The 12878-nt window shown below is 41.3% G+C and carries 13 protein-coding genes; 8 read left to right on the top strand and 5 right to left on the bottom strand.

The window, feature by feature from the left end; genetic code table 11:
• Window positions 1–156: 156 nt before the first annotated feature.
• From AUR67_RS13490 to AUR67_RS13475, 4 genes are all read right to left on the bottom strand, one after another.
• Entirely contained in the window at window positions 157–1230 is a 1074-nt protein-coding gene (locus tag AUR67_RS13490; protein ID WP_058585674.1) for an energy transducer TonB, read from the bottom strand.
• 189 nt (window positions 1231–1419) lie between these two features.
• Window positions 1420–2352 carry a nuclear transport factor 2 family protein gene (locus AUR67_RS13485; RefSeq protein WP_058585673.1) on the bottom strand — a complete coding sequence of 311 codons (933 nt, stop codon included), beginning with the start codon at window positions 2350–2352 and terminating at the stop codon, window positions 1420–1422.
• Window positions 2349–3311 carry a TIGR03571 family LLM class oxidoreductase gene (locus tag AUR67_RS13480; protein ID WP_201024593.1) on the bottom strand — a complete coding sequence of 321 codons (963 nt, stop codon included), beginning with the start codon at window positions 3309–3311 and terminating at the stop codon, window positions 2349–2351. The genes AUR67_RS13485 and AUR67_RS13480 overlap by 4 nt, the downstream gene beginning before the upstream one ends.
• Before the next feature lies 1 nt (window position 3312).
• Window positions 3313–3765 (bottom strand): nuclear transport factor 2 family protein, encoded by a 453-nt coding sequence (locus AUR67_RS13475; RefSeq protein ID WP_201024592.1) that lies wholly within the window; start codon window positions 3763–3765, stop codon window positions 3313–3315.
• Window positions 3766–3865: 100 nt separating this feature from the next.
• Between AUR67_RS13475 and AUR67_RS13470 the strand changes: the two genes are divergently transcribed.
• The 7 genes from AUR67_RS13470 (at window position 3866) to csrA (ending at window position 11269) form a co-directional block, all read left to right on the top strand.
• Complete coding sequence (locus AUR67_RS13470) at window positions 3866–4795, top strand: LysR family transcriptional regulator (protein WP_058585671.1); 930 nt, start codon at window positions 3866–3868, stop codon at window positions 4793–4795.
• A 395-nt stretch (window positions 4796–5190) separates the two neighbouring features.
• Complete coding sequence (locus AUR67_RS13465; protein ID WP_058585670.1) at window positions 5191–5817, top strand: GTP cyclohydrolase II; 627 nt, start codon at window positions 5191–5193, stop codon at window positions 5815–5817.
• Window positions 5818–5895: 78 nt separating this feature from the next.
• On the top strand, window positions 5896–6690 hold the full coding sequence (locus tag AUR67_RS13460) for a BPSS1780 family membrane protein (RefSeq protein WP_058585669.1): 795 nt from the start codon (window positions 5896–5898) through the stop codon (window positions 6688–6690).
• On the top strand, window positions 6690–7142 hold the full coding sequence (locus AUR67_RS13455; RefSeq protein WP_054551279.1) for a regulatory protein RecX: 453 nt from the start codon (window positions 6690–6692) through the stop codon (window positions 7140–7142). Before AUR67_RS13460 ends, AUR67_RS13455 begins: the two co-directional genes overlap by 1 nt.
• A 17-nt stretch (window positions 7143–7159) precedes the next feature.
• Window positions 7160–9760, top strand: coding sequence for an alanine--tRNA ligase (gene alaS / locus AUR67_RS13450; protein WP_058585668.1), 2601 nt, complete (start codon window positions 7160–7162; stop codon window positions 9758–9760).
• A 6-nt stretch (window positions 9761–9766) separates the two neighbouring features.
• Window positions 9767–10984 (top strand): aspartate kinase, encoded by a 1218-nt coding sequence (locus AUR67_RS13445; protein WP_058585667.1) that lies wholly within the window; start codon window positions 9767–9769, stop codon window positions 10982–10984.
• A 93-nt stretch (window positions 10985–11077) separates the two neighbouring features.
• Window positions 11078–11269, top strand: coding sequence for a carbon storage regulator CsrA (gene csrA, locus AUR67_RS13440; RefSeq protein ID WP_036970495.1), 192 nt, complete (start codon window positions 11078–11080; stop codon window positions 11267–11269).
• 27 nt (window positions 11270–11296) lie between these two features.
• Here the strand turns inward: csrA and AUR67_RS13435 are convergent, their stop codons facing one another.
• Window positions 11297–11764 (bottom strand): YcxB family protein, encoded by a 468-nt coding sequence (locus AUR67_RS13435; RefSeq protein ID WP_055022042.1) that lies wholly within the window; start codon window positions 11762–11764, stop codon window positions 11297–11299.
• 124 nt (window positions 11765–11888) lie between these two features.
• Between AUR67_RS13435 and AUR67_RS13430 the strand changes: the two genes are divergently transcribed.
• Window positions 11889–12812, top strand: coding sequence for a hypothetical protein (locus tag AUR67_RS13430; protein WP_058585666.1), 924 nt, complete (start codon window positions 11889–11891; stop codon window positions 12810–12812).
• The last annotated feature ends 66 nt before the right edge of the window (window positions 12813–12878 follow it).

Raw genomic sequence — 12878 nt, 5'->3', positions numbered from 1 at the left:
GCATGGATGCAGAAGGTAGAGCAATGCAGGAGCAATTGCCGAGCACAACTAAATAACGAAATTTTTGCCTTGCTATCAACGAGGTTTTCTTGCCTCAAAATAGCTCACTTAATTAAGCGAATTGGTATAAAAAGGGTCGCATTGCGACCCTGTTATTTAGTTGTTGATTTTAAAATCCAATTGCACCCGAGAAGTCGCAGCAATAGCTTGACCATTTTCAAACTTAGGGGCATAACGCCACTGTTTTACTGCTTTAACAGCTTCTCTTTCAAATGCTGAGCCACCCTCAGAGCCAACCACAGTTATGTTGTCTACAAAGCCTGACGGGGTTACTTCAAACTCCATTACGACACTGCCATCTTCCATACGTTGAACTTTTGATTTTGGATATTTAGGATGTACGCGGTACAACGGCTCTTGTTCTTGGCTTTCTTTCCAAGGCACCATTTTCGCAATCGCTAAGCAATGTTTGGTTGCTTCGTCGCTTTTACCTGTTTTTTCGTATAAGTGAACTAGCTTTGAATGGGCGTTTAATTCGGTTTGATGATCAAAGTCTAGCTCTTGATCAAATACACTTACTACGTGATTCAATCGCTCAATAGCGGTGCTGTATTTACGTTGGTTTTCTGCGAATGCGGCAACTAAAAAGTCAGCGCTAATACGATCGACAGCGTTATTTGGTAAGTTTTCTTGGTAGTACTTATCGGCTTCTTCAAGATACTCCTTTGCTGTGTAATAGCGCTCGCCAGTGCCTTTGTAAGCAAGGATACGAGCAGCGGTCATTTTTGCATCAGCAACAAGCTTGTCTGAGTTTTGTTTTTCAGCAATGGCAATGACATCATCAAGATACGCATCAGCGCGCTTAGCTGAGGGAGTTGATTCTGCCATGCCGATTAATGAATCATACACTTGCACACTTAGCTTGCCGTGGTTTTTTTCGAGTATTTCGTAGGCTGTGCGATATAACTCAAAGCGTTGCTCTTGTTCGCTTTTATCTAGGCTGTTTGCATAGTTAATAGCAAGATTGGCGGTGTTGTCGGCGCTTTCACCATAAATTTCTTTGCCAAGCTCAAACGCTTTTTTAGCAAGCTCACTACTGTCTTGCTTATTTTCTACAGCAGCGACATAAGCGCGGTAGGTGTCGTTAAATTCTTGGGTGGTCGTTTCATTGGCAATGCCTTGCTGACTAAATAGTAATGCAACACATAAGGCAAGTGAGCTCTTTTTCATAATATTCCTTATTATTTTGCCCAGAGAAGAGGGGATTAATACTTGTTGATGATAATCATTATCATCATGGGGTACAAGGTATCTAGTAATTTTTAATGTATCACTGTTTTTAATTTAAGCAAAAACAGTGATTAAGCCTAACCGGTCGCAGGTACTTATGAAAAAGCGCTCACATTGAGCGCTTTATTTTTAGATTATAAACTCAGGCAAACTCTGTTTATCAAACCAACCAGGTATGTAATGGGATTCGTAAAGTCGCCAACAGTTATCTGACTCTAATCTTGCTGCTAACTGATAGTGAGCTGCATAGATTTTTTGATTGCCATCATTCACTGGTTTTTCGGGAATGATTCGGGCAATGATAAATCGAGCTGCTTTTTTATCTTGGCTAACCTCCATTTTGACCAACTCTGCAAAGTGCTGCCAAAATGGCGCAAGCAGTCTAAAGTTTTTTAAACTCCCTATAACACTTTCTCTACCAGATAAATCACCTAAAGGAGGAAAGCTGCCTTGTATATCTTGGCTGTAGCAATCAATAAGTAAATTAATATCACAGTTATCAACAGCAAATGCATACTTGTTATAAAGATCAATGAGGGCTTGCTTTGGCTCTGTAGCTTTAAACTTGCGAATTAATGCCCATGGAGAGTGTAATTCACTCACAATTGTTGGTGCACCATCAACTAGCTGCCAGCCCTGAACTCCAGGAAGCATGTTCCAGTTAGGAAGCAAGGATTGTTGTCCTTTATTCCAGTTAACCTGAAATTTAATGTGGTTAATAAGCCATTTCTGGTTTTCATAAACGAAATGAAAAATAAACGTACAACCACATAAAAAGCGTTTTTGCCCATGATTTACATCTACATAAGCGTAGCTGCTTGCTGCAGCAAAATCCTTTTGGTGTGCAGTAAACGTATTTGTAAATTCAGCATTCGTTGCATAGTTTATGAAATCTTCACTCAAGGTTGTTGATACATGCTTTTGCCCATTTATAGAGCCATGGTGATGGCTTTTGAAAATGATATCAGAGCTAAACAGCTTTGCTAACGAGTGCTTATCCGAGCGTAACCAGCTATCTTTAAACTGAGATATTAAGTTTTTGAGCTTTTCTTGAGTACTCATACAGCAGGCTCTCTTTGCTCTTTTTCAAGAGCAGGAATAACAAAGCTACCCAATTCATCAATTACATCTTTGGCAGCCCTTCGAGAAGGTTTTAAGTTTAGCGCAATGTGTTTTACGCCAAGCTCTCTGTGTTTTAACAGTCGCTCAATAAGGGCATTTCGACCAATTCGTACAACATTATAAAAACGCTGATACGGGGCGTCTGGGTTTTTATCTAAATCAAAAAATGTCGCATAGCCGTAATGTGGGCTTGTGTTGCTATTGCTTGCAATTGATAGGTTGTTAATGATTTCACTGATGGCTTGTTCATTATCAACAGCCCAAATCCAAGCATTAACATTATTAGCCAACCACTCAAATGATTGCCTAGAACGACCAACGGCCATAACGGGGATCTGCTGATTTACTGGTTTTGGATAAAGGTCAAGTGAACCATCAAGCTCGCCGTAATATTGGCTAATGTGTTTAGGAAAGCTTTGTTGGTGTAATGTTTTGATAATTTCAACTGACTCTCTGTAGCGCTCAGCACGCGCGTTAAAATCGACACCAAAAGCCGGGTATTCAACTGGCCTATCTCCGGTTGAAACTCCTAACACAAAACGACCATTACTTAGATGATCTACTGAGGCTGCTTGTTTGGCAACCATGATAGGATCGCGTAATGGTAAAACTGCCCCTGCGGTGCCTAAAGTAATTGTATTTGTATGTGCAGCAATGAAACCTGCGTAAGTGAATGGATCAAGCATCTGCGCAGCATCACCAAAATTAGGGTCATAAAAAGGCACATCCCTAAACCAAATACTGGCGATACCTGCTTGTTCAGCCTGCTTAGCCGTTGCTATATCAGCATTGAGGGTAGGGAAAGGGCTGCTAGGGTAAGCTTCAAGGGGAGTGAGCAATCCCAGCGTTAATTTGTTGTCGGCAAATACATTTGTAAAGCTAGTTGGTAGATTATTCATGTTACTGATCTCCCGTATTCGCTGGCCAGACAACATCAAGTTTAGAGTGGCTAATGCGCCATTGACCGTCGACTTTTTCATAGCGGTCTAAGTATCGGCCCACTAATAAAAGCGGAGATTCGCTTTGCTCTCTACTTGTAACAAAGTCAATTAGATAGCACTCACCCTGTGCTGTCGTTTTATCTGTTAGCACTATTTGATGGTTCATCACTGCATGAACAAAAGGGAAGTGCTTTCTATTGCGGGTATCGAATTCATCATAAGCATTTTTTAATCCTTGCTTTATCTGTTCAATTCCATTCATTTCACCCACTGTTACTTCGACTCGTGCGTCGCTAGTAAATACTTCTTCCATTTTATGAATTTGACCAAGGTCTAAAAGCTGACTGTAGTTTAAGCGAAGAGTTCGGATCTCTTCTTTTTCGAGTAAATCGAGAAGTTTGCGTTCGCTCATCATATTTCTCTATTGCTGAATAAGTGAACACTATTTTATTATCTTCTTTTTAAATGATAACCTAGCTAATATTCCATTTATTCTGTCCTGAGATTCCATAATGAAACCAGAAGATAGCCCTTTCTTTGGTATTCGAGAGTTTGTTGAAACACTACGCATGGGTACATTCACAGCAGCTGGTAATCGGTTAGGTTTAACAGGCTCCGCTGTTGGCAAAACTGTTACTAGGCTTGAAAGTAAGTTAGGTACAAAGCTACTGCATCGAACAACTCGTAAAATTATGGCAACCCCAGAAGGGCAGCATTATTTTGAAGGCTGGGTAAAAATACTGGCTGAAATAGATAGCCTAGAGCAAGCTGTCACTGCCGGTAGCCATAATGTTTCGGGGCAAGTAAAGCTTCACTTACCTGCGGCATTCGGCCGTAAGTATGTAATGCCAATTCTTTCTAAATTAGCAAACAAGTATCCTAAACTAGAGCTTGCGGTTCACTTTAGTGAAAGTCGTATCAATTTAATAAATGAAAATGTTGATTTGGTGGTACGTATCGGCACATTAGAAGATGATGCCGATCTGGTAGCAAAATTGTTGGGTTATCAAAAACTAACAGTGTGTGGTAGTCAAGATTATTTTGACCAACATGGTGTGCCAGACACTCCTGCGGATTTGCTCACTCATGATTGTATTATTGGCAGTAAGCGATCTTCGCAGCCAACATGGTTATTCAAAGATAGTAAAAAGCAGTCATTTAACCAGTTAATCAATGCCAGATATATGCTCAGTGATGGAGATGCGATGCTTAATGCCGCACTTAATGGTTTAGGTGTTGCACAATTACCTACATGGCTTATTCAAGAGCAGCTAGATAGTAATAGACTAACTAGTGTTTTAGATACCTTTTCAGGTGCGGTTATGCCAATCAATGTTGTTTGGCCACGCTCAAGATATTTAAAGCTTAGTCAAAGGGTTATAATTGATGAGTTAGCAGAGCAGTTTAAGCTTCAAGCATCACTTTTTGGTTATTCCTCATAATTGTTTTATTTAGCGCTTTAAGTACGTTATTAATCAGCGCTGAAGCTCATCATTACACTGTTATTTTTATTATTTTGATAGGTGGTTGTTAAAGGCTTAGCGGTTTATTGAGATTAAACTAATCTATTTTTTCGAATATCTACAAAGGTTTGTTTAGTAATTTATTGTATTTCAAAGGTTTAGCTCTAAAAAGCAGAGCTTTTAAGGTGTTTTGTTAGCGTCACTAAAGCGAGGCGCAAAGCTCGTATCTTGGGGTGGTTTGAGTGTATAATACTTGAATTGCTGGTAACTGCCTCAATATTAGTTATCACTCGTCGTATGTTGCATCCTTACAACCTTCAAGCTGTTGTAATCACATTTGCAGTATCGCATTTATTTTTTAATTTGGATTTGTCGTGGCGCAAGTAAGAGCAAGAGTCCAGCTGAATGTTGGCAAAAACAGTGATATCCCTGCAGAAATCGTATCTTTCAGTGGCTTAAATGATGGCCAAGAACATGTTGCTTTAGTGTTTAATCAAGCCGACACAGAGCAAGATATCCCTTTAATTCGTATGCATTCAGAGTGTTTAACGGGCGATGTATTCCATTCGTCACGTTGTGATTGTGGTGAGCAATTAAATGAGTGTATCGAGATGATGCACCAACAAGGCGGTATTTTACTGTATTTACGCCAAGAGGGCCGTGGCATTGGTTTATACAATAAAATTGATGCTTACGTATTACAGTCGCAAGGTATGAATACGTACGAAGCGAATAACCACTTGGGTTTTGCTGATGATTTACGTGATTTTTCAGACGCGGTATTAATGCTTGAAGCACTCAATCAAAAGCACGTTAAGTTAATGACTAATAACCCAAATAAGCTTAAAGCACTGCGTGATGCAGGTATTGAAGTTGATTCAGTGGTTGGCACTCATGCGCACATTAAAGCGGGTGTAGTAGGTAACCGAGCTTACCTCGAAACGAAAATCAAACATGGCTCGCACATGCTTGATATTAAAAAAATTAAAAAGCCTGAGTAAATTTCACTACAGGTGACTATAAACAAGTAGCGCACCCAGTTATACTCGGTGCGTTTTGTCGTTATTGAATGAGAAACTATGTCGATCGAAGTACGTATTTTTAAAGCTGATGCGGGCGTTAAATGGTTTAAAGCTGGATGGGAAATCTTTAAGCTGCAACCTTTGACTTTTATTTTAATGCATCTGCTAATCGTGATAATTAGCTTTTTGGCATTGCTACTACCTTTACTGCAAGTTGTTGGTGCGTTTGTGACGCCATTTTTGATGGCGGGCCTTTATCAAGCTGTGTTAACAAAGCAGCAAGGCGGGACTATCAGTCAGGCTGATATTTTTAAGCCGTTTAGTAATAAAGGAAACCGTATAGGTTTAGTGCGCGTTGCCGTGTATCAAATGGCGGCAGGTATTTTATTGGCCTTATTGTCTAATTTCATTTTTGCAGATGCCTATGCAGTTATTTCGAGCCAGACTTTCGATCCACAAAACCAATCTCATATTGCGGATTTATTGGCAACCATTTCAATGGGGCAAGTTGCGGTATTCTTAGTGGCGATCTGTGTGTATTTAACCGCTTTTGCCTATGCTGTGCCTTTGGTTTATTTTCAAAAGCAAAGCAATATGTTTCAGGTTTTAAAAACCTCATTTATGGTGTTTTACCATAATATGGCGCCATTGGGTGTTTATGGCCTAATTTGCGCTGTTTTAATGGTGATCTGTATTCCTTTATCGTTTATTCCTCTATTGGTTTTAATGCCAATTTGTTACATTAGTTTCTTCGTGTCTTTTCAGGCTATTTTTATGCCGGTTGTGCCAAAAGGTGATGACCAAACAAAAGCACCCGAAGCGCCGTCACAATCAGGACGCTTTGACGCGTAATGGATGATAAAGAACAAAAGTTAAAAAATTACGTACTTTGGTTATTGTCTCGACAAGATTATTCGCGTCGGGATCTAACGCGAAAGTTACAGCAAAAAGAGGCGACACCCGAGTTCACAGAGCGCTTGTTAGATTGGTGTGAATCACACAACTTTATTAACGAACAGCGCTATTGCGAAGGGTTTGTACGCCGCCATTTAGCTAAGTATCATGGTGTAAAACGCATTCAGAGCGAAGCAATGGCAAAAGGGATAGACCGAGCACTATTAGATAAAACGCTCGAGGAGTTCGAAGTCGATTGGTTCGAACTCGCAAAGGACGCATATTTAAAGAAGTTTTCAAATTCAGGTAAAGAACTCGACCAGAAAGAAAGAGCGAAACGTGTACGCTACTTGATGTATCGAGGCTTTAATTACGAACAAATTGATTTTGCAATGCAAGCACAGCAATAAACGGGTGAGATTTTCACATGCAGCATATGACTACCGCACAGATCAGGCAACAGTTCTTAGACTTTTTTGCCTCTAAACAACACCAGATTGTTCCTTCAAGCTCGCTGATCCCGGGTAATGATGCCACGTTATTATTCAATAACGCCGGTATGGTGCAATTTAAAGATGTATTTTTAGGTGCGGAAAGCCGCCCTTATTCACGTGCAACCAGCTCACAACGTTGTGTGCGTGCCGGTGGTAAACATAACGATCTTGAAAACGTAGGTTACACTGCACGTCACCATACATTTTTTGAAATGTTAGGTAACTTCAGCTTTGGCGATTACTTCAAGCAAGACGCAATCAAGTTTGCTTGGGAGTTTTTAACTGATGTTGTAAAACTACCGCAAGAAAAGCTACTTGTTACCATTTATCACGATGATGAAGAAGCCTTCAATATTTGGCATAAAGAAGTGGGTCTAAGTGAAGACCGTATTATTCGCATTGCAACCAGCGATAACTTCTGGTCAATGGGTGATACAGGTCCTTGTGGTCCATGTTCTGAAATCTTTTACGATCACGGTGAAGAAATTTGGGGTGGTCCTCCAGGTTCACCTGAAGAAGACGGTGACCGTTTCATCGAGATCTGGAACCTAGTATTTATGCAGTATAACCGCCATGCCGACGGTACAATGGAGCCGCTTCCTAAGCAGTCTGTTGATACAGGTATGGGTCTTGAGCGTATCTCTGCAATTTTACAAGGCGTGCACTCAAACTACGAAATCGATTTATTCCAAGCACTTATTGCTGCGGCGGCTAAAGTAACAAATGCACAAGATTTAGATGATAAATCGTTACGCGTTGTGGCTGACCACATTCGTTCGTGTGCGTTCTTAGTGTCTGACGGCGTTATGCCATCAAACGAAGGCCGTGGTTATGTACTACGTCGTATTATTCGTCGCGCCGTTCGTCATGGTAACAAGCTAGGTGCGAAAGGTGCATTCTTCTACAAGCTAGTTGCTGCACTAATTGAGCAAATGGGTCAAGCGTACCCAGAGCTTGCTAAGCAACAAGAAATTATTGAAAAAGTACTGCGTATCGAAGAAGAGCAGTTTGGTAAAACACTTGAGCGTGGTCTGGCTATTTTAGAAGAAAGCCTAACTGACATCGAAGGTGATGTGATCCCAGGAGACTTAGTATTCAAACTTTACGATACTTACGGTTTCCCAGCAGACTTAACGGCAGACGTGGCGCGTGAGCGTTTCATGACGATTGATGAGCACGGCTTCCAAGAGTGTATGGCTGTTCAGCGTAAGCAAGCACAGCAAGCTGGTAAGTTTGGTGCTGATTACAACCAACAACTTAAGTCTGAAAAACACACAGACTTTAAAGGTTACGATGCAGAACATTACACAGGTACTGTGGTTGAACTTTTCTCTGAAGGTCAATCGGTTTCTGTACTTGAAGATGGTCAAGAAGGTATCGCAATCTTAGACCGCACACCGTTTTATGCTGAATCAGGTGGTCAGGTTGGTGACACAGGTGTGTTAAAAGTTGCTGGCGGTGAGTTTGTAGTGACTAACACGACGAAGCTTGGTAATGCATTTGCACATCATGGTCGTGTACAAGGCCGTATTGGTACAAACGATAAAGCAGAGGCAACAATTGATGCAGCACGTCGCGATAGCATCAAGAAAAACCACACTGCAACACACATTTTACATGAAACGTTACGTCAAATTTTAGGTGAGCACGTAAATCAAAAAGGTTCACTTGTTGACCCTGAGCGTTTACGTTTTGACTTCTCTCACTTTGAAGCGGTAACAAAAGACGAATTACGCCAAATCGAGCGCGCAGTGAACGATGAAATCCGTCGTAACTTTGCGCTTGAAACTGAGCTAATGGCTATCGAAGATGCTAAAGCAAAAGGTGCAATGGCATTATTCGGTGAAAAATACGACGACGAAGTTCGCGTAGTAACCATTGGTGACTACTCAATCGAGCTATGTGGTGGTACTCACGTTAAGCGTGCAGGTGATATCGGTTTATTTAAGATCGTATCAGAAAGCGGTATCGCAGCCGGTATCCGCCGTATTGAAGCGGTAACGGGTGCTGAAGCGGTTGCTTATGTAAGTGAGCAAGAGCAACAACTAAACGATGTTGCAGCACTAGTAAAAGGTGATAGCAGCACAGTACTTGAAAAAGTAACTGCGTTACTTGAGAAATCAAAAGGCCTTGAGAAGCAAATTGCACAGCTTAACGACAAGTTAGCAAGTGCGGCTGGTGCATCGTTACTTGACTCTGTTGTTGAAGTGAACGGTATTAAATTACTGGTTGCTGATGTTGCAGGTACTGAGTCTAAAGCACTACGCGGCATGGTTGATGACCTGAAAACGAAGATTGGCTCAGGTGTTATTGCCCTTGGCGTAGCTAATGGCGACAAAGTAAGCCTAATTGCAGGTGTAACTAAAGACCTAACAGGTAAAGTGAAAGCCGGTGAGCTTGTAAATCACATGGCTGCACAAGTAGGCGGTAAGGGCGGTGGTCGTCCTGATATGGCGCAAGCAGGTGGTACTCAGCCTGAGAATCTAGCTGCAGCCTTAGAAAGTGTAACTGGTTGGTTATCTGAGCGTTCTTAACTACTAGTGGCACTTATCGTCCAAAAATTCGGTGGCACCTCAGTTGGCTCAATAGAGCGAATTGAGGCCGTCGCCGACCTTGTTGTAAAAACCAAGCAACAAGGCCATCAAGTTGTGGTGGTGCTCTCGGCTATGTCGGGAGAAACTAACCGTCTAATTAAACTCGCTAAACAAATCGATTCTCGCCCTAGTGCTCGTGAGCTTGATGTATTGCTAACCACCGGTGAGCAAGTGTCAGTTTCTCTGCTGGCAATGGCTATCATCAAACGTGGTCACTCAGCGGTAAGCTTACTTGCTGATCAGGTTAACATTCGCACTGATAATATGTTTGGTAAAGCGCGCATTGAAGAGATTGCTGCGACTCGTCTTAAGCATGAACTTGAACATAACCGGATTGCCATTATAGCGGGCTTTCAGGGCCGCGATATTGAAGGCAATATCACTACGCTTGGTCGCGGTGGTACTGATACCTCTGCGGTTGAGATTGCAGGTGCTATCAATGCCGACGAATGTCAAATTTACACCGATGTTGATGGGGTATATACCACCGACCCGCGCATTGAACCTAATGCGCGACGTATGAGCCATGTCACCTTCGAAGAAATGCTCGAAATGGCCAGCCTTGGGGCTAAGGTGCTACATATTCGCAGTGTCGAAGCCGCAGGAAAATATAATATACCGCTCAGAGTGTTATCGAGTTTTAACCCGGATCAAGGGACCTTGATCAGTTTTGAGGAGCCGGATGTGCAAGCAAACATTGTGTCGGGTATCGCCTTTAATCGTGACGAAAGTCTGATTTACGTTAATGGTGTGCACCAAGGAACGGAAAACCTTGCAAAAATTTTGAAACTTTTTGCAGAATTCGGCATCGAAATAGATATGATTAATCAAGTTAATCATAACTTTGAAAAAATAGACTATGCTTTTACTGTGCACACGAATGATTTTGAGCAAGCGCTTGAAATTTTGACCAGTAACCAAGATGGTATCAGCGCAGAATCTATTAAAGGGATCAGCAATGTTGCCAAGGTGTCTGCAGTAGGTGTAGGGATGAAATCTCACTCTGGTGTGGCAAGTTTATTTTTTAATGCCCTTGCCGATGAAAACATCAAAGTGATGCTTGTATCGACATCAGAAATAAAGATATCAGTTTTAATTGACGAAAAGTATTTAGAACTGGCTGTACGTGCGCTACACAAAGTTTTTTTAACTGAAAATGAATAAGATCTAGAGTTTTTACTTACTTTTAAGTCTATATTTCATTAGAATGTTTTTGACGCGGAATCTTTTAATTTTTTGGAACATGGGAGCAAGAGAATGCTAATACTAACTCGTAGAGTAGGTGAAACCCTTATGATCGGTGACGAAGTAACAGTTACTGTTCTTGGTGTTAAAGGAAATCAAGTTCGCATTGGTGTAAATGCACCTAAAGATGTATCAGTACATCGTGAAGAAATCTACATGCGAATTCAAGCAGAGAAATCTAACCCAAATCCGGGCAACGTTTAATCAGCGACAGATATTTTTAAGAGCCACTCACTGAGTGGCTCTTTTATTTAGTTCTGCTGTCATTTCATCATTTAGCGCTTGTTTAGAAATATATTGCATACCGCGCTGAGCCTTTAAAATATAACCTCGCTCAGTTTCAATAATCTCACTAATTTGTTGCCAGCTTAATTGGTAGCTTTTATGCGGGTTCTCGGCCTTAACGCCTTCATCATCAAATACGACAGTGACTTCGCTACCCGATGCACGACTCATCATTTGTCTTGCGACCCACCATGGACGCTTGTAGTAAAACGATAAGCACTCAACCACGGCAAGCATAATCATAAAGCTGCCTAAATAATGATTATCTAATTGATAAAAAGCCAATAAGCCTAAGGTTATTAACAATACCAACAGCGGGTATTTAGGCTTAGCTTGAGATGAATAAGGTAAAGACTCATCAAAGCATTCGTAATAATACGGTTTATCTAATTTGTAAGTTGTACTTAAAGTCATTTGTGGGCTCACTTTATTTGCTGACAGCAGTTTAACATCGATAGAAAAAATCTTCCGTAGTTGGTTTTCATTTAGTTGTCATTGTGAGAGCTTAAGGTATGCGTATTTTAAAGGTGTAAGTTGTATGTTTGTTAGTTCAATGTCATTAGCACTTGCAATGACCACAAATACTTTTTTAGTTATGGGCGATATGCCATACACCCCGATTGATGAAATCAATCTCGCCAAAGACGGAAAAATTACCAAGGCAATCGCAACAACACCTCATGGCTTTTTAATGCATCTTGGTGATATGAAATCAGGAGCGCTAGCTTGCACGAATAAGCTTTTGCAAACTAATAAAGCGTTATTGACGTCGTTGACCCCGCAGCCTTTTATTTATACCCCCGGTGATAATGAATGGACCGATTGCGACCGAGAAAAGCTATCGGTGCGTTTTGATGAGCTTGAACGGCTAAGCTTTGTTAAAGGCTTGATGTTCGATGATGCTTATACAAAAAAAGCACAGCAACTTCAGGGTTATGAAACCCAAACTGAAATGCTAGAAAATGCTCGCTGGCAGTTTGATGGCATTGAGTTTCGCACTTTGCATATACCGGGTACTTTTAATGGTCGCTCGCAAATTTTAAAAAGTGACAAAAACGCAGCACTAGATGCCGCCGACAAGCGTGATAAGTACAACTTAACTTGGTTAAAACAAGCGCTTGTTCAGCAAGATGCTAAGGCCTATGTATTTGGTTTTCAGGCTGATATTTACCACCCGACCAGTAAACCCACTTGCAGTGAATCACAACGTTCTAATTGTGATGCATTTAAAATATACCGAGATGCCATCAGCGACTTCGCAAAGCACACCAATAAGCCTGTACTTGTAATGCATGGCGATACCGGCCCATATTGTCAGCAGCAGTTAGCAAGCAACTTAACGCGTTTAAATGTCCCTGGCGACTTTGCTGTAAGCGATGTTGCAAAAGTAAGTTATATCGACGGCCAGTGGCATATAGCGAGTGTAACGACAAACAAGCCTCTCACAACGGGTTGTGAGTAATAACGTAGGTTGGGTAGAGCGGAGCGAAACCCAACGCACTCATAGCTATCAGCTTTCAGATTAACC

This window comes from Pseudoalteromonas sp. XI10, from assembly GCF_001469895.1.
Lineage (GTDB): Bacteria > Pseudomonadota > Gammaproteobacteria > Enterobacterales > Alteromonadaceae > Pseudoalteromonas.
Note: the sequence above shows the minus strand (reverse complement) of the source record. Positions and strands in the feature narration are given on the sequence as shown.

Coding starts and splice junctions, on each gene's coding strand:
- AUR67_RS13430 (WP_058585666.1), top strand. CDS start 11,889: ATGTTTGTTAGTTCAATGTCATTAGCACTTGCAATGACCACAAATACT.
- AUR67_RS13470 (WP_058585671.1), top strand. CDS start 3,866: ATGAAACCAGAAGATAGCCCTTTCTTTGGTATTCGAGAGTTTGTTGAA.
- csrA (WP_036970495.1), top strand. CDS start 11,078: ATGCTAATACTAACTCGTAGAGTAGGTGAAACCCTTATGATCGGTGAC.
- AUR67_RS13485 (WP_058585673.1), bottom strand. CDS start 2,352: ATGAGTACTCAAGAAAAGCTCAAAAACTTAATATCTCAGTTTAAAGAT.
- alaS (WP_058585668.1), top strand. CDS start 7,160: ATGCAGCATATGACTACCGCACAGATCAGGCAACAGTTCTTAGACTTT.
- AUR67_RS13480 (WP_201024593.1), bottom strand. CDS start 3,311: ATGAATAATCTACCAACTAGCTTTACAAATGTATTTGCCGACAACAAA.
- AUR67_RS13490 (WP_058585674.1), bottom strand. CDS start 1,230: ATGAAAAAGAGCTCACTTGCCTTATGTGTTGCATTACTATTTAGTCAG.
- AUR67_RS13475 (WP_201024592.1), bottom strand. CDS start 3,765: ATGAGCGAACGCAAACTTCTCGATTTACTCGAAAAAGAAGAGATCCGA.
- AUR67_RS13455 (WP_054551279.1), top strand. CDS start 6,690: ATGGATGATAAAGAACAAAAGTTAAAAAATTACGTACTTTGGTTATTG.
- AUR67_RS13435 (WP_055022042.1), bottom strand. CDS start 11,764: ATGACTTTAAGTACAACTTACAAATTAGATAAACCGTATTATTACGAA.
- AUR67_RS13460 (WP_058585669.1), top strand. CDS start 5,896: ATGTCGATCGAAGTACGTATTTTTAAAGCTGATGCGGGCGTTAAATGG.